General features: G+C 72.4%; 18 protein-coding genes. 10 read left to right on the top strand and 8 right to left on the bottom strand.

Annotated elements, in window-relative coordinates:
* Positions 1 to 99: 99 nt before the first annotated feature.
* The 5 genes from ACFXPL_RS35235 to ACFXPL_RS35215 all read right to left on the bottom strand — a co-directional run bounded on the left by ACFXPL_RS35235 (position 100) and on the right by ACFXPL_RS35215 (position 6,222).
* On the bottom strand, positions 100 to 1,203 hold the full coding sequence (locus ACFXPL_RS35235) for a methyltransferase (protein ID WP_384927244.1): 1,104 nt from the start codon (positions 1,201 to 1,203) through the stop codon (positions 100 to 102).
* Complete coding sequence (locus ACFXPL_RS35230; RefSeq protein WP_384927243.1) at positions 1,200 to 2,123, bottom strand: hypothetical protein; 924 nt, start codon at positions 2,121 to 2,123, stop codon at positions 1,200 to 1,202. The genes ACFXPL_RS35235 and ACFXPL_RS35230 overlap by 4 nt, the downstream gene beginning before the upstream one ends.
* Positions 2,104 to 3,576 carry a carbamoyltransferase gene (locus tag ACFXPL_RS35225; RefSeq protein ID WP_384927242.1) on the bottom strand — a complete coding sequence of 491 codons (1,473 nt, stop codon included), beginning with the start codon at positions 3,574 to 3,576 and terminating at the stop codon, positions 2,104 to 2,106. Before ACFXPL_RS35225 ends, ACFXPL_RS35230 begins: the two co-directional genes overlap by 20 nt.
* Before the next feature lie 70 nt (positions 3,577 to 3,646).
* Entirely contained in the window at positions 3,647 to 4,831 is a 1,185-nt protein-coding gene (locus ACFXPL_RS35220; protein ID WP_384927241.1) for an aminotransferase class I/II-fold pyridoxal phosphate-dependent enzyme, read from the bottom strand.
* A 17-nt stretch (positions 4,832 to 4,848) separates the two neighbouring features.
* Positions 4,849 to 6,222 (bottom strand): B12-binding domain-containing radical SAM protein, encoded by a 1,374-nt coding sequence (locus tag ACFXPL_RS35215; protein WP_384927240.1) that lies wholly within the window; start codon positions 6,220 to 6,222, stop codon positions 4,849 to 4,851.
* A gap of 522 nt (positions 6,223 to 6,744) precedes the next feature.
* Between ACFXPL_RS35215 and ACFXPL_RS35210 the strand changes: the two genes are divergently transcribed.
* The 8 genes from ACFXPL_RS35210 (at position 6,745) to truD (ending at position 15,200) form a co-directional block, all read left to right on the top strand.
* Positions 6,745 to 7,518 carry a DUF6071 family protein gene (locus ACFXPL_RS35210; protein WP_384927239.1) on the top strand — a complete coding sequence of 258 codons (774 nt, stop codon included), beginning with the start codon at positions 6,745 to 6,747 and terminating at the stop codon, positions 7,516 to 7,518.
* A gap of 163 nt (positions 7,519 to 7,681) precedes the next feature.
* Complete coding sequence (locus ACFXPL_RS35205) at positions 7,682 to 8,452, top strand: tyrosine-protein phosphatase (RefSeq protein WP_384927238.1); 771 nt, start codon at positions 7,682 to 7,684, stop codon at positions 8,450 to 8,452.
* A 288-nt stretch (positions 8,453 to 8,740) separates the two neighbouring features.
* Positions 8,741 to 9,553 carry an SDR family oxidoreductase gene (locus ACFXPL_RS35200; RefSeq protein ID WP_384927237.1) on the top strand — a complete coding sequence of 271 codons (813 nt, stop codon included), beginning with the start codon at positions 8,741 to 8,743 and terminating at the stop codon, positions 9,551 to 9,553.
* Between the two features lie 16 nt (positions 9,554 to 9,569).
* The gene (locus ACFXPL_RS35195; protein ID WP_384927236.1) at positions 9,570 to 10,196 is read left to right on the top strand and encodes a 2OG-Fe(II) oxygenase; all 627 of its coding nucleotides are present in this window, start codon (positions 9,570 to 9,572) and stop codon (positions 10,194 to 10,196) included.
* Positions 10,181 to 11,659, top strand: a complete 1,479-nt coding sequence (locus ACFXPL_RS35190) for a hypothetical protein (RefSeq protein WP_384927235.1) — start codon at positions 10,181 to 10,183, stop codon at positions 11,657 to 11,659. The genes ACFXPL_RS35195 and ACFXPL_RS35190 overlap by 16 nt, the downstream gene beginning before the upstream one ends.
* Positions 11,652 to 12,509, top strand: coding sequence for a 2OG-Fe(II) oxygenase (locus ACFXPL_RS35185; RefSeq protein ID WP_384927234.1), 858 nt, complete (start codon positions 11,652 to 11,654; stop codon positions 12,507 to 12,509). The genes ACFXPL_RS35190 and ACFXPL_RS35185 overlap by 8 nt, the downstream gene beginning before the upstream one ends.
* A gap of 154 nt (positions 12,510 to 12,663) precedes the next feature.
* Positions 12,664 to 14,157: an MFS transporter gene (locus tag ACFXPL_RS35180; protein ID WP_384927233.1), complete on the top strand. Its 1,494-nt coding sequence runs from the start codon at positions 12,664 to 12,666 to the stop codon at positions 14,155 to 14,157.
* Between the two features lie 2 nt (positions 14,158 to 14,159).
* On the top strand, positions 14,160 to 15,200 hold the full coding sequence (gene truD / locus ACFXPL_RS35175) for a tRNA pseudouridine(13) synthase TruD (RefSeq protein WP_384927232.1): 1,041 nt from the start codon (positions 14,160 to 14,162) through the stop codon (positions 15,198 to 15,200).
* Positions 15,201 to 15,211: 11 nt separating this feature from the next.
* Here the strand turns inward: truD and ACFXPL_RS35170 are convergent, their stop codons facing one another.
* Both ACFXPL_RS35170 and ACFXPL_RS35165 read right to left on the bottom strand, forming a co-directional pair.
* On the bottom strand, positions 15,212 to 15,823 hold the full coding sequence (locus ACFXPL_RS35170) for a GrpB family protein (RefSeq protein ID WP_384927231.1): 612 nt from the start codon (positions 15,821 to 15,823) through the stop codon (positions 15,212 to 15,214).
* Between the two features lie 314 nt (positions 15,824 to 16,137).
* Positions 16,138 to 16,593 (bottom strand): MarR family winged helix-turn-helix transcriptional regulator, encoded by a 456-nt coding sequence (locus ACFXPL_RS35165; protein WP_384927230.1) that lies wholly within the window; start codon positions 16,591 to 16,593, stop codon positions 16,138 to 16,140.
* 181 nt (positions 16,594 to 16,774) lie between these two features.
* Between ACFXPL_RS35165 and ACFXPL_RS35160 the strand changes: the two genes are divergently transcribed.
* Together ACFXPL_RS35160 and ACFXPL_RS35155 are read left to right on the top strand one after the other, a co-directional pair.
* A complete protein-coding gene (locus ACFXPL_RS35160) occupies positions 16,775 to 18,232 on the top strand; it encodes an MFS transporter (RefSeq protein ID WP_384927229.1) in 1,458 nt (485 codons plus the stop codon).
* 154 nt (positions 18,233 to 18,386) lie between these two features.
* Positions 18,387 to 19,037, top strand: a complete 651-nt coding sequence (locus ACFXPL_RS35155) for a M15 family metallopeptidase (RefSeq protein ID WP_384927228.1) — start codon at positions 18,387 to 18,389, stop codon at positions 19,035 to 19,037.
* A gap of 82 nt (positions 19,038 to 19,119) precedes the next feature.
* Here the strand turns inward: ACFXPL_RS35155 and lpdA are convergent, their stop codons facing one another.
* Positions 19,120 to 20,532, bottom strand: coding sequence for a dihydrolipoyl dehydrogenase (lpdA, locus tag ACFXPL_RS35150; RefSeq protein WP_384927227.1), 1,413 nt, complete (start codon positions 20,530 to 20,532; stop codon positions 19,120 to 19,122).
* Positions 20,533 to 20,835: the final 303 nt, after the last annotated feature.

The following is a 20,835-nucleotide window of genomic DNA, read 5'->3' as shown; positions in this document are numbered from 1 at the left end:
GGACCCGCCACGAAGCCCGCGACCTGGAGCGGCCGGGAGACCGCCCAGTTCTTGGGGACGAGTTCACCGAGCCGCACACCGCGTCGGACCGACCGCCGGCTACGGGGCGTGTACGGGTGAGGGCGTCCGGCCGGAGCGGAACTCCAGCACGGTGGCGCCGCCCGGCAGCCGGTCGGACGCGCCCGGGGTGAGCCCGGCCCGTCCGGCGAGCCGGGCGTACTCCGCCACCGAACGCTTCCGGCCGCCCAGGAGGACCAGCATGCGCAGATCGTGCGAGGTCACCCGGCGGGTCTCGGCCAGGTCTCCGGCGGTCTCCGGCGTGCCGGGCGCCGGCTCGTCCGGGAGCACCCGCTCGGCGATCAGTACGCGGCCACCGTCGGGGAGGGCGGCGGCGCAGGTCCGCAGGATCCGTACGGCGCTCTCGTCGTCCCAGTCGGCCAGGACACGGGAGAGGAGGTACGCGTCCGCACCGGCCGGGAGGTGGTCGAACATGTCGTGGACCGCCGCGTCCGCCCGGTCGCCGAGGCCGTGCGCGGCGAGGTGGCGGCGCGCCTCGGCGACGGACCCGGCCTGGTCGGCCACCGTTCCGCGCAGGTGGGGGTGGGCTTCGAGGATCTCCCTGAGCAGGGCGCCGGTGCCTCCGCCCACATCGACGACATGCCGGACGCCCGACCAGTCGTACCCGGTGCCGATGCCCCGGGTGGACTGGGAGACCTGGGCCATCAGCCGGTCGAACGACTCGGTCCTGGCGGGCGAAGCGCCCAGGTCGGCCCAGAACGGGGCACCGTGGACCTTCTCGTGGACGGGGGTTCCCGAGCGGACCGCGTCCACCAGGTACGGGAAGGTCGTGTCGAGCCGGCCGGCCACCTCGTCGGCGTCCAGCCACTGCCGCAGATTGGCCGGGTGGCCGGAGAGGAGTTCCCCGGCCAGTTCGGTGAGCGCGTAGGTGCCGGGTTCCGGCTCGGCGAAGATGTCCCGGCAGGTGAGGAAGCGCAGCAGCCGGGCGAGGGCCGGTGCGTCGGCGCCGGCCGCCTCGGCCAGGTCGGGCAGCCGGGTGTGTCCGGCGGCGATGTGGTCGGCGAGCCGGAGGGTGGCCGCCGCCCGTACGGCGAACGGGGTGACGATGTCGGCGATCTCGGCGAGGCCGCGGGACGGCTCCGGGCCGTCGGGCCGGATCGGGTCCGAGGGGGACGCGGTGGTCATGTACTCCTCCAGGGAGACGTCGCGGTGGCGGAGGCCGGGCAGGTGCAGGGCGTGACGGTGGTCCGGGTGGACGGTCCGCGCGGTGGCGGCCCGGCCGGCAACAGGCCGCCCGGCGACGGGCCTTCCGGCAGCCCTTCGCCGAGAGGTCCGGCGGCGTGCTCCTCCCCCGGCGCCGGCGGCGGGCACGGGCCGGACTCGCCGAGTTCGGCGAGCAGCGCGGCGGCCCGGCGCCGGGTGCGGCAGCGGTGGACGGGGGTGCCGGTGCGCCGCAGGACGTCATGGATGACGAGCAGGTCCCTCCGCCGGAAGAGCAGTGCCTTGCGGAGCAGCGCGGTCAGGCTGAGCACCGGGGGGTCACCGGAGTCCCGGAGCCGGCGCGGCACGTACTCCGCCGCGCGCGCCGGGCCCGGCCGTCGCCGCCTCTGCCCCTGTCCCTGTCCCTGTCCCTGTCCCTGTCCCTGTCCCTGTCTCTGTCCCTGCCCCTGTCTCTGTCCCTGTCTCTGTCCCTGCCCCTGCTCCTGTCCGCCGTGCGGTGGCGCCTCTCGGGCCTCCGCTCCGTGGGCCGTACGCCGCAGGCGCAGGCTGCGCCGTACGAGTGCCGCCGCGCACAGCAGCGGGTGGCGGTCGAGGAGGACGACGAGATCCGCGGCGCGGGCGCGTGGTTCGGCGCTGCCGGCGTAGTTGCCGTCGGCGATCCACCGTGGGAGGGCGCACAGGGCGCGGACCCGGTGGTCCCACTCCTCCTCCGCCGGGCGGGACCAGCCCGGGGACCAGTAGAGGTCGTCGAGGTGGTAGAGCGGCAGGGCGGTCGTGTCGGCGAGCCGGTGGCAGAAGGCGGTCTTGCCGCTGCCGGGGCTGCCGAGGACGACGATCCGCCGGAGCGGCCGTCCGCGCGGCGCGTCACAGGACGGGGATGCCATGGAGCTTCCCGAACCGGTCGGCGTCCTCGGCGGTGTTGACCAGTGGCTCGCCCTTGATGTTGAGGCTGGTGTTGAGCAGCATCGGACAGCCGGTCTCCTCGTGGAAGCGCCGCAGCAGGCTGTGGAGGAACGGGTTCTGCCGGGCGTTGACGGTCTGGACCCGGCTGGTGCCGTCGACATGGCAGACCGCCAGGTGGGCCTCGGGTTCGCGGGCGTTCGCGACGAACTGCATGTACGGGCTGGTCGGTACGGGCAGGTCGAAGCAGGCGTGGGCGTGTTCCTCCAGGACGATGGGGGCGAACGGCCGGAAGGGCTCGCGGCGTTTGATCTCGTTCACCCGGCGCTTGGCGGTGGGCGGGCGGGGGTCGGCGAGGAGGCTGCGGTTGCCGAGCGCGCGGGGCCCGAACTCGGCCCTGCCGTGGGCCACGGCCAGGACCTCGCCCCGGATGAGCCGCTTGAGGGCGTCCTCCACATCCGGTTCCCTGCCGATGTCGTGGCCGAGGTACGGTCCTGGCCACCGGATGTGCCGGCCGAGGTGGGCGAGGGCCGAGCCGACCGAGCTGCCCGCGTCGCCGGGGCTGGGCATGATCCAGATGGTGTCGAAGAGTCCGGAGCGGGCGAGGCGGGCGTTGTAGGCGCAGTTGAGCGCGACCCCGCCGGAGAAGACGAGGTTGCGGGAGCCGGTCTCCCGGGCCGCCCAGGCGAACAACCCGTCGAGCAGCCGTTCGGTCACCTCCTGGGCGCTCGCGGCGAGCGTGGCCGGGTCGTTCAGTTCGGGTCGCCAGTCGGCGATGCCGCGGTGCACCGATCGGGTGAGGCGGAAGTCCGGCCAGTCGGCCCGTTCGACGAAGTCCTGCCACATCACGTCGGCGAGGTCCGGCGTCCCGTAGGCCGCCAGGCCCATCATGATGTACTCCTCCTCGTTGGGCTTGAAGCCCGCGCGCTGGGTGAAGGCGGAGTACAACAGGCCGATGCTGTGGGGGTAGTTCACCGTGGCGACCCGGTCGAGGCGGTCGCCGCGGCCGTGCCACAGCGACACGGTGTTCCACTCGCCGATGCCGTCCACGACGACCACGGCGGCCTCCGGCAGGCCCGAGGTGTAGTAGCCGCCGGCCGCGTGCGAGCGGTGGTGGTCGACGATGTGCACGCGCGCTCCGCGCAGTTGGGGGAAGCGTCTCAGATAGGCGCGCAGGCCGACCGGTGCGGTCGCCGCTCCCCACTGCCCGGAGCGGAGCTGCCGGGTGCGTTTGAGGAGGGGGCGTTCGTAGTACACGACGTCGTCGACGCGGTCCAGGTGGGCGAGGGCCGCGGAGAGTGCCCGCGGGGAGAGCGCGGCGTCGTTCTTGCGTCTGCTGTACCGCTCGCAGTGCGAGGCGAAGACGAGTTCGTCGTCGCGGACCGCGGCGACCGCCGCGTCGTGGCTGCGGCAGGACAGGCCGAGGATGTGCGCCATGGTGCGGCACCTCCAGTGGTGCGCGGAGTCGGGGTCGCGGGAACCGTGCGGGCTGGGGCCGGGGGCGGTGTCAGTACGGCCGCTCCCCGTGCCGGGCCGTTTTTCCAGGGGCGGCCGTCACACTGATCGGAGGGTGGGTACGGTCGGCCACCGCGTCCAGCAGCCGGGCGACCCGCTCCATCTCCGGCCGGTCCGCCAGGGACACCCGGAAACAGCCGCGCAGTCCGGGGACGTCGGACAGGGAGCGGATACGGACGCGGTGTGCGGCGAGGTGGTCGCGGGCCGCGTCGGCGGTGGCGGCGCCGGGCGACCAGAACGTGACGAAGTTGGCGCCCGGCTGGAGCGCGCGCCATTCGTGGTGGGTGGACAGGACCCGGTCGGTGAAGTCCTGCCGTACGGCGCGGACGTCCCGCCAGATCTCCCGCCAGCGTGCGCGCTGCGGGGCGAGGCGCTCCAGCAGGGCGACGCCGGGGGCGCCGACGGCGTTCTCGGGGCGGAAGCGGCCGAGGTGTGCGCGGAGGTCCGGGTGGACGAGCAGTGCGGCGACGCGCAGTCCGGCCAGGGCGAACGCCTTGGAGTAGGAGTGCACGACGACGACGTTGGGGAACTCCGCGACGAGCGGTGCGTGGGAGGTGTCGACGAAGTCGCCGTAGGCCTCGTCGATCACGAGCAGGTGGCCCTGCTCCCGGGCGGTCTCGGCGAACCGGCGCATGGTGGACGGGGCGTACAGCAGGCCGCTGGGGCTGCCCGGGTTGGTGACGGCGGCCACGGCCGGCCCGGGGGTGTTCCGCAACGCGTCCAGCAGGGGTCCGGGGTCGGCGGTGGGTGGTGCGCCGGTGACCCCGGGAACGCCGGTCACCTGGACGCGGCGCAGCGCGGCGTAGTGGCGCCAGGCCTCGAAGGCGGGTTCCTGGAGGAGGAGCCGGCCGGCCGGGCGGACGAGGGCGTCGACGACGAGGCCGATGCCGTTGTCCGAGCCCGCCGTGAGCAGGACGTGGCCCGCGTCGAGGCCGTGGTAGGTGCCGACCGCGTCCAGGGCGCGGTCCTGGAAGGGGTAGGCGATGGTCTCCGCCGGCGGTAGCGCGGCCAGTTCGTCGCACACCAGCCGGTCGCTCCACGGGTGCTGGAGTTCGCAGCTCTTGAGGTTGAGTGTGCCGGGTCGGCGCTCGCGGGGCTGCCAGCTCAGGCCGAGGGTCTCCGTACCGAGCGGGAAGCGGAAACCGCCGAGGTCCACGGTGCGGATGGGTCCGGGCACGCCGTGTGCCGGGCCGGTCAACGGGGGGCCCGCTGCGGAATGCGTTCGTGGACGCTGGTGAGCCGGTCCTCCCGGCCGAACAGGAAGGCGTAGCGGGCGTCGGCCTCGGGCCGCTGCCCGGTCCCGTCGCCGTCGGCCGCCTCCGGGGCCGGCACGGGCTCTCCGCTGATCAGCTGGCGGTTGTAGCGCGCCACCTGATGGGTCGTCATGTCTCCTGTCATCTCGTGGAACGGGGTGTACATGGTCGGGCGGACCCGGGCGCCGAGCGAGCGGGCGAACTCGACGGTGCGCGCCGTGCCCTCCACGGAGGTGCCCGGCAGTCCGACGATGACGAACGCGTTCAGTTCGACACCGGCGGCGTCGCACCACCCGGCCAGCTCCCGGAACCGGTCCTCCTCGATGCGTTTGTTCCGGGGCAGCCCGCCCTGGCCCTCCGCCTCCAGGGTTTCGAGTCCCACGGAGATACGGACACAGCCGGCCCGGCCCATCAGGGCCACCAGTTCCTCCCCGAGGTGGTGGATGGTGGTCGCGCACTTCCACTGCGGCGAGACCGGCCCCTCGATGAACCGCTCGCACAGCTCCCGGACCCAGCGCCGGTCGAGCGTGAACGTGGGCGCGTAGAAGGCGACGTATTCGAAGGGGTGGCGGGCATAACTGTCCCGGATGTAATCGATGACAGCGTCCACGGTCATACGTCGTTCGCGGAGTCCGAAGATCTCCGGGACTTCGCAGAACTCGCAGCCGACCGGGCAGCCACGGGCCGCCGGTACGACAAGTTCGCGCCGGAAGGGTATCCCGCAGAATTTGTGTTCGTCCTTGGCGTAGAAGCGATCGTAGTCCTGGTAGGGAATTTCGTCGATGTCGGGAAGGACCCACTCCTCGGGAGCGAGCCGGTCGCCGTGGCCGCCGGGTTCGAGCCAGTTCTCGCCGTGCCGTACCGCGACGCCGGGCAATCCGGCCACAGGGGCGATTTCGGGACCGGATTCGGTGAGACCGTTGACGTAGTGAGCGACTCCGCACTCGTAGTCCCCGGACTGCACGACGGCGTCCAGATCGAACTGGCGGAAATAGGAGGGGTTGAGGCTGGAGAGCCGGCCGAAGGTGATCAGCCGGCTGTGCGGGGAAAGCACGCGGACGTACTCGGCGAATCGCGCCAGACCGTCCACCGCGTCGAAGTCGTTCATCACGGCGATGACGTCGTAGCGGCCTTGGTAGAGCAGGTCGCCGACGCCTTTCCAGTTCATGCTCAGGGTGCCGGCCTCGCAGGTGTCCACCCGTCCCGTGCCCGGCAGACGGCGCAGATGTCCGGCCACCATGTACAGCGGGCTGTGGTGGCCGGCGTTGAAGTAACTCGGCACGTGGGGCGGCCAGATCAGCAGCACGTCCGTCATGTGCGCTCCCTTGCGTCGATGGGTCGGAACTGCGGGGCCGCCGTTCGGCGACAGGGCCGTGGGCCGGCGCCGTCGGGCGGAGGAAAGGGTGTTCGAACGGCGGTTCCGATGTGCGTCCGCGGGCTCGCGAGGCGTCGGGCGTGACCACGCGGTCCGCGGGGGGAACGGGCAGGGTGCGCCCCGGTTCCGCCGGAAGCATGTGGTGCGTTCTACCCCTTGCGCAGTGCTTCCTATTCACCGGCATGAGGGCGGCTCGGCCGTTCTTGACCGGTTCTTGTCCACTCGCCGCTGTGGCGCCGGGAAGAGCTGCGAGGTCAGCCGGAAGGAAGAGCCGACGGAACGGGCGTACACCTTCTTCCATATGGCCGGAATCGGCGGGACGCGCCGGGAAAGAGCCTCCGGCACGGTTGCCGCCCCGCGCAACGGAGTGTTTTCATTCACACCAGCACCTCACATTCTGTCGCGTTACTTCCATGTGCTGTCCGGAGGTAAGTCGTGCTTGTGTACGCCAATGGCTGTTCCATGACGTACGGTGCCGAGTTGGTGGATGATCTCGACCCCGATCCCGCGCTGCGAAGCTATCGGGAGGAACATTCCTGGCCGGCCCGGCTGGGTGACTTCCTGGACGCCGACCGTGTGGTGAACGACGCCGTTGTTTCGGGTTCCAACGACCGGATAATGCGCACGACCGTCGACTGGCTGGCCGAACACCGCGAGACCGTGGAGAAAGGCCATCTCCTCGTCGTCGTCGGCTGGTCGGGCGCGATGCGCCGTGAGTTCTACGTGGACGGCGAGTTCCGGCAGGTCATTCCGTACCAGCAGCATCAGCATCCGGATCTCCAGAGACTGACCGATGTCTACCGCGAGGTGGCCTGGCACGACCGGGAGTCCGGAACCCGGCTGATCACGCAGATCCTGGCCCTCCAGTCGTTCCTACGTCTGCACCGGGTCCCGTATCTGTTCTTCGACTCCATCGAGAGTTCCTTCGACACCCTCGGCCGGGCCGGTCTGGCCGGCGGCGGCGGTGTGGAGATGGTGGACCGCACACACTTCTACCGGTTCGGTGACGCCGACGGATCCATGGCCGATGTACTGCGGGCGTCCGGCACCGGATGGAAGGGGCGGCATCCCGCCGAGGACGGTCACGAGACATGGGCGCACAAACTGGCGGCGCACGTGGTGGCCGAGCGGCTGCTGCGACGCCCCACCACCGCGCCCGTCACACCGCCCCCCGGTCCCGCCTTCGCCCGCCGGCGCGGATTCCGGTCCGCGAACCGCGATTTCCTCTACCCCTGACACCGTCCGTCGTGCCACCCCGGCCGTGCCGGTCCGCCGGCGTACCGTACGGCCGCTTCCCGTCCCTGCCGGGCGCCGCCCGCGCCCGCCTCCCCGGAAAGGCACCCCTGATGGACAGCCCCCGCACTCCGCGGCCGGTGGCCCCGCTCGACACGCCGCCCACATGGTGAGTACGCCGCCGTCCGCCGCGTACCCGCCCCCGGCCGTGTCCGGCGCGGTCAACCTCCGCGCCGTGGCACCCCCGGGGGTGGTGCCCGGCCGTATCTGGCGCGCGGGCGCGGGGGCGGTCATGGACGCGGGCACCGCCGCCGAACTGACGCACCGTCATGGACTGCGGACCGTGATCGACCTGCGCTCGCGGGACGAGACGGACCGCTCGGGCGCCCCGGCCGAACTCCTCGGACAGGGGGTGCGCTGGGCCCGTACCCCGCTCACCGGATACCCGCGCGGCATCGTGCACCTCCCCCGGCCGGCCCCCGGCCACTACGTCCGCTACTACCACGCCATCCTCACGGAGAGCGCCACCGGCGGCGTCCCCGGACTGTTCGCCGCCCTGGCCGACGCCGCCGGGGGGCCGTTCCTGGTCTGCTGCCATCTCGGCAAGGACCGTACGGCGGTGGTGGTCGCCGCTCTCCTCGCCCTGGCCGACGTGCCCGACGAACTGATCGCCGCGGACTACGCGGCCAGTGGCACGGCGCTCGGACCGCTCGTCGACCGCTACGCGCACAAGTGGCGGGCGCACGGCTGGACGCGTGAGGACTACCTGGTCCACCTCGGCACACCGGCCGTGATCATGCGCACCTGGCTGACCGAGCTGCGGCAGCGGCACGGCAGTGTGCGCGCCGCGCTGATCGGCGCCGGGGCCCGCCCCGTTGACCTGGATGCCCTCACGGCCGCGCTCACCTCCCGGACGGGACCCGGCGACCGGCACTGACCGCCCCACCGCACAGTCACACCGCACGACTCCCCCACCGCTCAGCGGCGCGCCGCCCTCGGCGGTTTCTCCGCCCGGCGGTGGAGGCGAGGAGAAGGTCAGCCGTGGGACACCCGGAAAGCCGCCCACCGGAACACCCGGCCGGCCCCTGCCGCAGCGGCCAGCTCCTTGCCTCCTCCCCCGGGGCGGAGAACCTCAGGACCCCGCCGGGTCCCGCCCCGCCCGTACCTGCCAGGACCCGCCCGCCCCCGCCCGTACATGCCCGAACTCCCGGCGACAGGAGCCCACATGAGCCCATCGTCCCCCCCGGCACGGCCGCTCCCCGGCCCCTTCCGGAGCGCCGCGGTGATCGGCGGCACCCACGGACTGGGCCGCGCCCTCGCCCTCGCCGCGCGGGAGCGCGGGCTGCGGACCGTGGTGTACGGACGCTCCGCCGCCCTCCCCGACGCCGACGGCCTGCTGCCCCGTTCCCTGGACCTGTGTGATCCGCAGAGCGTACGGACCGCCCCCGTCGACGTGCCGAGCCCCTGTTACGTGCTCTGGGTCGCCGGGGCGTTCCTGAAGAAGCCTCTTGTGGAGACCACCGAGGACGAGGTGGAACAGTTGACCCGGCTGCTGTTCTCCGGCCCGGTCCTCTTCCTGCGGCGGCTGCTGGCCGAGGCCGAGGGCCCCGTCCACCTGATCACGATCGCGTCCTCGTCCTCCTGGAAACGGCGCGAGCGGGAGTCGCTGTACTGCGGGCTGAAGGCCGCGCAGGCCACCTTCGTACGCAACCTGGTGCCCGAACTGCTCGCCGCGCACCCGGAGAACCGGATCACCCTGGTCAACCCCGGCGGTCTGGCCGTGCCCGACTTCCACACCGGCCTCGCCCTGGACTTCGGCGCCATGATGGACCCCGGCGAGGTCGCCGAGATCATCTGGAACATCGCGGCCGACCAGCGGCGCGCGTTCACCGAGGTCCAGATCCTGCGCAGCCGCGAGCCCGGCTCCGAGGGCACCCCCGAGGTGTCCTACGGGGCGCGCGTGCCCCAGACCCCCGAGGAGCCCGGCGCCGCCACGGCCACGGGCGGCACGGCGCCCCTCCCCATCCAGCACCACTGACGGAAAGGACGAGCCCTTGCTGGACCTGAACGCGCCGGTGGAACGGCACGACGAACCGTACCGCTGGGCCGTGGCCCACTCCGTGATCCCGGCGCCGGCCGCCCGGAGCCTGCGCGAGCAGATGCCCGCGCCACGGGCGCTGCGTCCCGCCGAGCGCACCGGCGACGGGGACAAGACGTACCGGATGGCGGTCCTCCCACTGATCCGCCACGGCGAACCCGAGCCCGGCATGGCCGAGATGGGCGAGACCTGGCACGGGCTCGTCGCACACCTCCAGGCGGACACCTACCGCGCCTGGGTGTCCAGGACCATCGGCGTCGACGTCACCGACACCACCCTGGACATCGGTCTCTTCGTCTTCCAGGGCGGGGACCGGATCTCCGCGCACACCGACAAGCCGGGCAAGCGCGCCACCCATGTCATCTACCTCAACGACGACTGGGCGGACGACCACGGCGGGCAGTTCGAGGTCAGAACCGGCCCCGACCTGTCCGTCAGCCCGTACGCCACCGTGGTGCCGGGCGGCGGACGCTCTGTGCTCTTCGCCCGCTCGGACCACTCCTGGCACGCGGTCGCCCCGGTGGCCGCCCATGCCCCGCAGTTCCGGCTGACCTGCCAGGTGGAGATGTGGAACCTCGGCTGACCCCCGCGCCGCCCCTCGGTCACCGCACCACGGGCGCCGCCCCTCCCCCTCCCGGTCACGCGCCCTACTGGGACATCGATGTCGGCCCACGCCTCGCCGACGAGGTACGGATGTCCGGGTTCAAGCACCTCATGGTGGGCTGCATGGCCGCGGCCTGCCTGTCGGAAGAACCCTGGGAACTGCACAACGCACCCGAACTGACGGACCGTCAGGCGCTCGCGGACATGGCGCGGGCGCTCGGCGCGCGGGTCGACGTCGACGGGGCCGGTGAGCGGGTACGGATCGACGCGGCCCCGCTCACCGGCCATCGCGTGCCGGCCGACCGGTCGGCCCAGGTGCACGGCGGCGCGTATCTGCTGCCCGTCCTGCTTGCCCGCCACGGGCGGGTGGAGTCCGGGGCGCACGGCGGCTGCCGGATCGGCGGCGGGCACCGGGGCGGCCGACCGGTGGAGCACATCGCCCGCGTGCTGGAGCGCTTCGGGGCCACCTGCGCCACGGACGGCGGCGGGCTGACCGCGAAGGCCCCCCGGGGCCTGCGGGGCGCGGTGATCGACCTCGCCGACTTCTCCACCCCCGACCCGTGCGACGGGCTGCCCACCGGCCCCCACTACTCGGGCGCCACGAAGACCGCGCTGCTGGCCGCGGCCGGCGCCCGGGGCACCACCGTGCTGCGGCACCCCTATCCCAAGCCCGACGCCCAGGAACTCGCCCGCGTCCTGGCGCGGGCGGGGGTGGCGGTGGACGTGACACCGGACGCCATCGAGATCGAGGGGGCGGACGGGCCCATCGGCGGCGCCCGTGTCACCCTGCCCTCCGACCTCCTGGAGGTGGTCACCTTCGTCACGGCGAGCGTCCTGCTCGACCAGGAACTGACCCTGCGGCTGACCCGCCCGGACGTCGTACGGGAGGGACTCGCCCCGGAACTCCTCCACTTGGAGCGGATCGGGGTCCCGCTCCGCTGGGACGGCGACCTGCTGCGCATCCGGCCGGCCGTGGGACCGCTGGCGGCGGACCGGGTCGTCGCCGCGTCCCATCTCGTCTACAGCGACGCCCAGCCCCTGTTCGCCCTGCTCCTGCTGGCCGCCTCGGCGCCTTCGACCCTGGTGGAGACCGTCTGGTCGGGGCGGTTCGGCTATGTCGAAGGACTGCGTTCGATGGGCGCCCGGCTGGCCGTACACGGGCAGGAACTGCGGATCCACCCCGGCCCGCTGAACCCGGCGCCCGGACCACTGCGGGGCAACGATCTGCGCGCCGCCGCCGCACTGCTGCTCGCCGCCCTGGCCGTCGGCACCCCGCACCGGCTGTACGGCGTGGAGCACCTGGCCCGGGGGTACGCGCGGCTCCCCGCCAAACTCCGTGCCCTCGGCGGACGGATCACGCCCGGCGGGACCACGGCCCCGGACGTCCCCGACGGCGCGGACCCGGCGGGTTCCCAGGACAAGGAGGTGGTCCACGATGTCTGACGGCCCGTCCACCACGGCCACACCCCCGTCCGGCCACTCGGGCGCCGTGCTCGACCTGCCCGCCCTGCGGCGGGCGGAGCTGACCGAGCACCCCTACCGCTGGGCGGAACTGCCCGGCACCCTGCGCGGGGCGCCGGGCGAGACCGCGCTGCGGCTGGAGGAGGAGTTCCCGACGCGGGGCTTCCGGCTGACCGAACGGACCGGCGCGGACTCGGAGAAGACCTACCGCACCCGTAACCTGCCCTTGATCGAGCGGGGGCGCCCGGTCGCCGGCAGCCTCCCCTCCCTGTCCCCCCTGTGGCGACGGCTCGTCGACGAGCTGGCCTCGTCCGACTACCGCGCGGCGGTGGCCGAGGCGACCGGCCGACCGCTCGACCGCTGTGCCGTCGAGGCGCGCGCGGTCCGCTACGGGCCCGGCTACTGGATCGCGCCGCACACCGACCGGGCCGACAAGGTGGTCACCCAGCTCTGGTACTTCAACTCCGAGTGGCCGGCACGGTGGCAGGGCACCCTGCGCATCCTCGGTTCGCCCTCGGCCGACGACGTACGGGCCGAAGTCGCGCCCCTGCGGGGCTCCTCGGTGCTGCTGGTCCGCTCCGCCGACTCCTGGCACTCCGTCACCCCCGTCTCCGCTGCCGCCGCCCAGGACCGGCGCACCCTCCTGGTGCACTTCGTCGACCCCACGGCGGACACCGGCTCCGGCGATCCCCCGCCCGGGGCGCGGGTCGGGGACGTGACCCGGCGGCGCACGGACGTACAGTGGCCCGGCGCGGACGTGGGACGACCCGCCACGGACGGACGGCGCCCCGGGCCGGCCGAGCAGGGAGGACCCGGGCCATCACACACCTGACACACCTGACACACCGACATGTGCCGGATTCCGGGCGGACGGGCGGCCCCGCGACCGATCGGGGCCCCCTTCGTTGACCCACCCCCGGCACACCGCCCTCAAGACCCCGGCCGGTGACCTCCCATCGGCCCACCACGGCCGTCTGGTGCTCTCCGTGACCTCGTTCACCGCGCTGCTCACCGGACTCAACACCAGCGGCCTCGACGTGGCCCTGCCCGGGATCGTCCGGCACTTCGAGGCGTCGGCCGCGCAGGCGAGTTGGATGATTCTCGGCTATCTGCTGGCCGGCACCGTCCTGCTGCTGGTCTGGGGCCGTCTCGCCGACCTGTTCGGGCGCGGCCGTCTCTATCTGACGGGCGTCGCCGTGTTCACCGTGGCCAGCATCGGCTGCGCCCTCGCCCCGGACGCCTGGTGGCTGGTCACCGGCCGGATCCTCCAGGGGGTGGGCGCGTCGGCCGTCGTCGCCAACACCACCGCGCTGCTCGCGGACGCCTTCCCTCCCGAGCGGCTGCCACGGGCCCTCGGCGTCAATGCCACGCTCATCTCGGCCACCCAGGCCGCCGGTCCGCTGCTGGGCGGGGTGCTGACGGAACTCCAGGGCTGGTCCGGGATCTTCTGGACCAGCGGGGCGGCCGGGCTGGCCGCCTGCGGCTGGGCGGCGTACGTCCTGCGTCCTGACCGTGGCTCCGACCCCGGCTCCGGCTCCGGCGAGAAGTTCGACGTGCCGGGCGCCCTGCTGTCGGTCCTCTTCCTGGGCGGCGGCGCGCTGGCGCTGACCGAGAGCGGCCCCCGGGGGTGGACGAGCGGACCCGTCCTGCTGAGCGCGGCCGTCTCGCTCTCCGCCCTCCTCGTCCTCCCGCTGGTCCAGAGACGGCAGCCCCATCCGCTGGTGGACCCATGGCTGTTCCGCGACCGGCGCCGTGCGATGGCGCTGCTGGCCGCGTTCCTGACGGCGATGTCGTACTTCTCCGTCGTACTGGTGATGTCGCTGTACCTCCAGACGGTCGAGCGCCTGGACGCCCTGTCCGCCGGTTTCCAGGTCATGCTCATGGCGGTCGGGGCCATGCTCGCCTCCCCGGCGGCGGGACGGCTGGCCACCCGCCGTCCGGCGCGGGTGCTGGCCAGCGCGGGCACGGCGACCTCCGCGCTGGGGATCGCGCTGCTGGTCCTGGCGCTGTCGCTCGGGCCGCCCGCGCCGACCGGCCTCGTCGGAGCCGGGCTGTTCCTGACCGGTGTCGGCGCCGGCCTGTTCGGAGTGCCGAACACCGGTGAACTCATGTCGCTGGTGCCGGCGCACCGGCGTGGCATCGCCAACGGCGTACGGTCCATGCTGCAGAACGCCGGTTATCTGATCAGTTCGGTCCTGGCCCTGGCGCTGGTCGCCGGTCATGTGCCGTCCGGCGGGCCGGGCGGCGGCGATGTCCGCCCGTCGGTGTTCGCGGCTCCGGGCGGCCCGGACGCTCTCGTCGGGCAGCACCGTACGGCGCTGCTCGTTCTGCTCTGCCTGTGTCTGGCGGCCACCGCGTCCTCGCTCCTGCGCGGCGGCGCACCCCGGCCCGCGCCGCCACCGCCGGCCCGCACCACCGCACCATCCGCCCCGCACCGCCCGGCCCCGGGAAGACCCGGCAGGACGAAAGGAACGGAGTGACCGTGGAGTACCCCATCCTCAAAGCCCACGACACCGACTTCGTGGTCCAGGAGAGCATGGTCCTGCCCGTCCAGGACGATCAGGACGCGCCGTTCCAGTATCTGCGGCTGCGCAAGCGCGGATACACCACGTTCGAGGCGGTCGAGCGGATCGCCGCGGTCTGCGGGGTCCCCGCCGCCGACCTGTCGACAGCGGGGCTGAAGGACGAGGACGCCGTCACCGAACAGCACCTCGCGTGCCGGGGCGGGCTGTCCCCGGACGGACTGGCCGAGTTCAACGCCCGCCACGGCTCGGGCGAACGCACCATGCGGCTCACGCTCCACGGGTACGGTCACCACGGCCTGCGCGCCGGGCAACTGGAGGGCAACGGCTTCCGGATCATCGTGCGCGGGCTGAGCGCCGGGTTCGTGGAGACCGTCGCCGCGCTCGGCGAGCGCGCCGGGGACCTGTTCTTCGTCAACTACTACGACACCCAGCGGTTCGGTGTGGCGGGCGGCCCCCGCACCACCCACCGGATCGGCCGGGCCCTCCTGGAGGAGGATTACGGGGCCGCGCTCGCCCTCGTCGGCGAGTCGAAGTCAGCGGAGGCGGAGCGCGCCCGGCTCTTCACCGGACCGGCCGCCGCGTTCTTCGACCGGATCGACCCCCGGGTCCGGGCCTTCTACCTGTGCGCGCATGCCTCGTACGTCTGGAACGGCCAACTGGCGGCGCTGCTGCGGAAGGTCGGCCGTCACCCGCTGGACGAGACCGTCCGCGAGGGCATCCCCTACGCCTTCGCCACCCACCGGGACGATGTGCTGGCCCTGCTCCGGGAGGCGACGGCGCTGCCCTACGAGCGCCACCGCTGGGACGGCGGGGAGATCCGCCGTACCCAGGGCCTGCGGCCGACGGTCGTGCAGACCCGGGTACGGGTGGACCGTACGGGCGAGGACATGGACACACCGGGCCGCCACGCCTGCGAACTCACCCTCTTCCTGCCCTCCGGCTGCTACGCCACCAACGCCGTGGCGCAGTGGGTGGCCTGGGCCGGCTCGGCCCGCTGAGTCCCCGAGGGTCAGGCCCCGGGCCCGACCCTCGTCGTGGCGGACGGCTGCCAGTTCGTGGTGCGGGCCCAGGACTCGGCGACGGCGACGACGAGATCGACGACGGGATCCTTGACATCGGCGTAGGTGGCGAGGTCCGGGACGGCCCCGGCGAGCACCCGCTTGAAGCGCGCGTACGCCGGAACGGCCTCGGGGTGGGCCCGCAGCCAGTCACGGAAGAGCAGGGCCAGCCGTTCGTTGGGCGAACCGGCCGCCCGGACATGGAGGTTGACGTCCGGTTCCGCGTGGCCGCGCCGGATCCACAGCCGCTTCGTCCAGCGCGCCGGGTCGTCGTCGCTGCCGGCCGGGACATGGTCCTGGCGGTACGGCGTGAGGCCGAAGCCCTGACCGGCCAGCGGCCCGGCGAACGCGTCCTGCGCCTCCTGGAGGTCACGGACGCTGATCTGTACGTCGAACACGGGCTTGGCCGCCATGCCGGGCACCGCGGTACTGCCGATGTGTTCGACGTGCAGCGCGAGCGGTTCGAGCAGTGCGTACAGGCCATCGGTGAGCGCCGCGCCCCGGGTGGTCCAGGCGGGGTCCGCGTCGGCCACGACGAGGTCGGGAGAGAGGTCCTTGGACATCGGACGAGTCTAGGCTCTGTCTGACGAATAGCGCCGTCCGCCCGTAGGGCGGGGCGCGCGGCGTCCGGTGCACTGCACTCGCTCCGCTCGCTCCGTCTCGGCGCACTGAATTTCCCTTCGGATGCCGAGCGCGATCGCAAGGCGGAGGATCGGCACCCTCGACGGCCCGGACGTACGTGGACGACTCCGGCAACGCGGCGAGCGTGCGTGCCAGGCGTCGCGGGCCAGGCGGGATGTGCCAGACAGAGCCTAGTGCTCCGCCCGGCGAGCCACCGGCCGTGGCGCTCCCGCTGTCCACGGCCGGCGGTCCGGGCTTACGGGCGGGGCCAGGGCCGGCCGGCGAGGCGTTCGATGTCGGTGTTGAAGCGTTTGAGGTAGGCGGCGAAGGCGGCGATGTCCTCTTCCGGCCAGTCGGCCATGACCTGGGACAGGGAGCGGACGATGCCTTCCCTCTCCTCGTCGAGTACGCGCGCGCCCTCCGGCGTGATGCGGAACTTGCGGGCCATGCCGCCGTCGGGGTCGGGGATGCGCTCCACCAGTCCGGTGCGCACGGTCGCGGCCGTCTGCCGGTTCAGGGTGGAGGCGTCGAGCCCGAAGGCGTCGCTGAGTTCGCCGATCGACATCGGCCCCTGCATGCGGATGCGGCTGAGCAGGATGTAGGCGCTGCGGTCCAGTACGGCGCCTTGGCGTCGCCCGCCTCTCTGGTTCAAGAACGTGTGGCGGCTGAGCAGCATCTGCTCGTACTCGATCTCGTGCGTGGCCCCGACCATGCGTATGTCGCCTCCTGCCTTTCTGCCGGGTCATTGTCGCACCGCCCGCGGACACGACCGTGCTCCGGCACCTCGCGGCAAAGTGCATCATACATACGATGTGCTGAATACACATCACATGTATGATGCAAAAGCTTGTTTCTCCGTTACTCGGTCAGTCGCACAGTCATAGGAGTCCCTGATGGACGCCCCACAGCCCGTATCCCGCTCGGGCGGAGTGGTCGCCACACTGGCGCTCGCCGGTACCACGGCGGCGATCATGCAGACGCTGGTCACACCGCTCATCGCGGAACTGCCGCAGATCCTGCACACCACGGCGTCGAACGCCACCTGGGTGATCACCACCACCCTTCTCGTGGCCGCCGTGTGCGTGCCGGTCGTCGGCCGCCTGGGCGACCTGCTCGGCAAGCGCCGCATGCTCCTCGCCTGCTCGGTGCCGCTGATCGTGGGCTCGGTGGTGTGCGCCCTCTCCTCCTCCGTCGTCCCGATGATCATCGGGCGTGGACTCCAGGGCATGGGCATGGGCATGGTGCCGCTGGGCATCGCCCTGCTGCGCGACGTCGTTCCGGCGGAGAAGCTCAGCTCGTCCATCGCGCTGGTGAGCGCCTCCATGGGGATCGGCGGCGGCCTCGGCCTGCCGATCGCCGCGGCGGTCGCCCAGTACGCGAACTGGCGGGTGCTCTTCTGGGGCTCCGCCGTTCTGGCCGCGGCCATCGCCGTACTGATCTGGTTCCTCATCCCGAGCGTGCCCGCCGCCGCCAAGGGGCAGCGTTTCGACGCACCCGGCGCGCTCGGCCTCGGCGCCGGCCTCGTCTCCCTGCTGCTCGCGATCTCCAAGGGCGCCGAATGGGGCTGGGGTTCGGGTACCACGCTCGGTCTGTTCGCCGCCGCCGTGGTGCTCCTGGTCGCCTGGGGCTGGTGGGAGGTGCGCACGACCGACCCGCTGGTCGACCTGCGCACCACGGCCCGTCCGCGCGTACTGCTCACCAACGTCGCATCGATCTTCGTCGGCTGCGCGATGTACGCCAGCATGCTGGTGATGCCGCAACTGCTGCAGTTCCCGGAGGCCACCGGTTACGGACTGGGGCAGTCGATCCTCGCGTCCGGTCTCTGGATGGCGCCCGGCGGCCTGGTGATGATGGTCGTCTCGCCGCTCGGCGGCAAGCTGACCAACGCCTGCGGCCCGAAGGTCACCCTGGTCAGCGGAGTCCTGGTCATCGCCGCGGGGTACGGTCTCTCCCTCCTGCTCATGGGGTCGGCGTGGGGAATCATGGTGGCCATCATGGTGATCAACAGCGGTGTGGGCCTCGCCTACGGCTCGATGCCGGCCCTCATCATGAGCTCCGTACCGCTCTCGGAGACCGCCGCCGCGAACAGCTTCAACACACTCATGCGCTCGCTCGGCACCTCGGTCGGCGCCGCTGTGATCGGCCTGGTCCTCTCGCAGATGACCATCAGTGCCGGTGGCCACAGCCTCACCTCCGAGAGCGGCTTCCGCACGGCCCTGCTGATCGGCTGCGGCGTCGCCCTGGTCTCCGCCGCGATCGCGGCCGTCATCCCGGCCGTACGCGACATCACCGGCGACACGGACCGGGCCCCCTCGGCCCCGGCGCCGAGGAAAGCCGCCGTCGAAGCGTGAACGACCGCGCCGCGCCGTCCCTGTGCGGCGCGGCGGCGCGTGACGCCCTGACGGCGGCGGGTACGGACGGAGGGCTGGTCTCCGGTCCCCGAGGACCGGAGACCCCGCTGTCGCGTACCGTCGCTTCCTTCGACACTCGGGACTGGGGGAACACATGGGCAGCATCGTGCTGATGTCCGACCGGAGGGTGGCCGCGATTCCACTCCGCGAGTGCGGTGAGGAACTGGTCGACGTCCGCGCGCACGCCATCCAGGTCGATCCCCGTAAGGACGACGCGGCCGGGGCCTTCGCCCACGTGCGGCAAGGGGTCCTCACCCGGCTGCTGCGCGCTCAGTCGCTGCTTCCCACCGGGGTGCGTCTGCTGTTCGTGGAGGGATACCGGCCGCCGGCCCTGCAGAGGCGCTATTTCGAGGAGTACTCCGCCGAGTTGGCGCAGGCGCATCCTGACTGGCAGGCCGCCCGGATACGCGAGGCGGCCAGCCGCTACGTCTCGCCCCCGGAGATCGCGCCGCACTCCGCAGGGGCCGCTGTCGATGTGACGCTCGTCGACCACCGGGGCCGCGAGCTGGACATGGGTACGCGGATGAACGCCAGCCCTGAGGAGTCCGGCGGCGCCTGTTACACCGACGCCCCCGGCATCAGCGACCGGGCGAGGACGAACCGGGCCACTCTCATCGCCGCGCTGTCCGCTGCCGGGCTGGTCAACTACGCGACCGAGTGGTGGCACTGGAGTTTCGGCGACCGCTACTGGGCGTTGCGGACCGGGCGGACCACAGCCCCGTACGGCCCCGTCGAGCTGCCGTAGCCGAGCGGCCCTCCCTCTCGGCCGGCGGCGTCGGGGTGGGTGAGTCGGCCGGGAGGAGGGTTGCGCGCCCCTCCCCCCCGGCTCACATGTTGATCATGTGCCCGGCCAGGCCGTGCACCGCCTCCTTCACCGCCTCGCCCAACGTCGGGTGGGCGTGCACGTTGCGGGCGACCTCGTGGACGGTCAGGTCCCACTGCTGGGCCAGGGTCAGCTCGGGCAGCAGTTCGGTGACGTCGGGACCGATGAGATGGCCGCCGAGCAGTTCGCCGTACTTCGCGTCGCTGATCAGCTTCACGAAGCCGGTGGTGTCTCCGAGGCCGTGCGACTTGCCGTTGGCGGTGAACGGGAACTTCGCCACCTTGACGTCGTGACCCAGCTCGCGCGCCTGGGCCTCGGTGTAGCCGAAGCTGGCGATCTGCGGCTGGCAGTACGTGGCACGCGGGATCATCACGTGGTCCAGCTCCATCGTCTCCGCGTCCGCGATCGTCTCGGCGGCGATCACACCCATCGCCTCGGCGGCGTGCGCGAGCATCAGCTTCGCGGTGACGTCGCCGATGGCGTAGAGGTGCGGGACCGAGGTGCGGCAGCGGCCGTCGACGTCGATGGATCCGCGCCCGGTCACCCGTACGCCGGTGTTCTCCAGGCCGAATCCGGTGACGTTCGGGGCGAACCCGATCGCCTGCAGGACCTTGTCCGTCTCCAGGACCTGCTGGGTGCCGTCCTTGCCGGTGACCATGACGCGGACCCGCGCGCCGGACTCGTCGATCGACTCGACCCTGGTGGAGGTGAGTACGTCGATGCCCAACTTACGGTACTGGCGCGCGAGTTCCGCGGAGACCTCGACGTCCTCCAGCGGGGCGACGCGGTCGAGGAACTCGACGACCGTGACCTTCACACCGTAGTTGTGCAGCACGTAGGCGAACTCGATGCCGATGGCGCCGGCGCCCGCGATGACGACGGACTCCGGTAGTTCTTCGGCGAGGATCTGCTCCTCGTACGTGACCACGCGCGAGGTGCGGCGGGTGCCGGGCAGCAGCCTCGGGGTGGCGCCCGTGGCGATGACGCAGTGCTCGAAACCGATGGTGCGGGTCTCTCCGTCGTAACCGGCCACCTGGAGGGTGTGCGGATCGAGGAACGTGCCGCGGCCGTCGATCTCCGTGATCTTGTTCTTCTTCATCAGGTAGTGGACGCCCTTGACCCGGCCGTCCGCGACGCGCCGGCTCCGGCGGAACGCCTCCCCGTAGTCGAAGGAGACCTCGCCGTCGACCTTGATCCCGAAGGTCTTCGCCTCACGGGTGAAGATGTGCGCCAGTTCGGCGTTGCGCAAGAGCGCCTTGGTCGGAATGCAGCCCACGTTCAGACAGACGCCGCCCCAGTACTTCTCCTCCACCACCGCGACGCGTTTGCCGAGCTGGGCGGCGCGGACGGCGGCGACGTAGCCACCGGGGCCCGCGCCGAGTACGACGACGTCGAAGCGCTCGTCCTGCTCGTCCATCGGGAGTTCCTTTCTCACGGGCGGCCCGGCATCGGACGCCGGCGGACCCGACCGGCGTCAAACGGATCATCCCCGCGCCGGGCCGCCTTCCGCAACCGCTTCCTGTCGGCCTTGTCCGGAAGGTGAACCGTCGGTCGGCCGCGCGGGCGCGTGTCTTCGGGGACCGGGGGCGGCGTACGGGCGCGGGCCCCCCGGGGTGAACGGGCGGGGGCGGGGCCGGGTAAACCGGGGCCGGGGTGGCCCCCGAACCCCGGGAAAGTTTTTGCCGGGGCGCCCGTGGCCCCCGGCGCACAGAAGAAAAAT

This window comes from Streptomyces sp. NPDC059092 (genome assembly GCF_042756365.1).
Taxonomy (GTDB): domain Bacteria; phylum Actinomycetota; class Actinomycetes; order Streptomycetales; family Streptomycetaceae; genus Streptomyces.
Note: the sequence above shows the minus strand (reverse complement) of the source record. Positions and strands in the feature narration are given on the sequence as shown.

What these genes read in the sequence shown, in the direction of transcription:
- ACFXPL_RS35170 (WP_384927231.1), bottom strand. Translation starts at nt 15,823, where the DNA reads ATGTCCAAGGACCTCTCTCCCGACCTCGTCGTGGCCGACGCGGACCCC.
- ACFXPL_RS35200 (WP_384927237.1), top strand. Translation starts at nt 8,741, where the DNA reads ATGAGCCCATCGTCCCCCCCGGCACGGCCGCTCCCCGGCCCCTTCCGG.
- ACFXPL_RS35205 (WP_384927238.1), top strand. Translation starts at nt 7,682, where the DNA reads ATGGTGAGTACGCCGCCGTCCGCCGCGTACCCGCCCCCGGCCGTGTCC.
- ACFXPL_RS35235 (WP_384927244.1), bottom strand. Translation starts at nt 1,203, where the DNA reads ATGACCACCGCGTCCCCCTCGGACCCGATCCGGCCCGACGGCCCGGAG.
- ACFXPL_RS35155 (WP_384927228.1), top strand. Translation starts at nt 18,387, where the DNA reads ATGGGCAGCATCGTGCTGATGTCCGACCGGAGGGTGGCCGCGATTCCA.
- ACFXPL_RS35215 (WP_384927240.1), bottom strand. Translation starts at nt 6,222, where the DNA reads ATGACGGACGTGCTGCTGATCTGGCCGCCCCACGTGCCGAGTTACTTC.
- lpdA (WP_384927227.1), bottom strand. Translation starts at nt 20,532, where the DNA reads ATGGACGAGCAGGACGAGCGCTTCGACGTCGTCGTACTCGGCGCGGGC.
- ACFXPL_RS35225 (WP_384927242.1), bottom strand. Translation starts at nt 3,576, where the DNA reads ATGGCGCACATCCTCGGCCTGTCCTGCCGCAGCCACGACGCGGCGGTC.
- ACFXPL_RS35160 (WP_384927229.1), top strand. Translation starts at nt 16,775, where the DNA reads ATGGACGCCCCACAGCCCGTATCCCGCTCGGGCGGAGTGGTCGCCACA.
- ACFXPL_RS35210 (WP_384927239.1), top strand. Translation starts at nt 6,745, where the DNA reads ATGACGTACGGTGCCGAGTTGGTGGATGATCTCGACCCCGATCCCGCG.
- ACFXPL_RS35185 (WP_384927234.1), top strand. Translation starts at nt 11,652, where the DNA reads ATGTCTGACGGCCCGTCCACCACGGCCACACCCCCGTCCGGCCACTCG.
- ACFXPL_RS35230 (WP_384927243.1), bottom strand. Translation starts at nt 2,123, where the DNA reads ATGGCATCCCCGTCCTGTGACGCGCCGCGCGGACGGCCGCTCCGGCGG.
- ACFXPL_RS35165 (WP_384927230.1), bottom strand. Translation starts at nt 16,593, where the DNA reads ATGGTCGGGGCCACGCACGAGATCGAGTACGAGCAGATGCTGCTCAGC.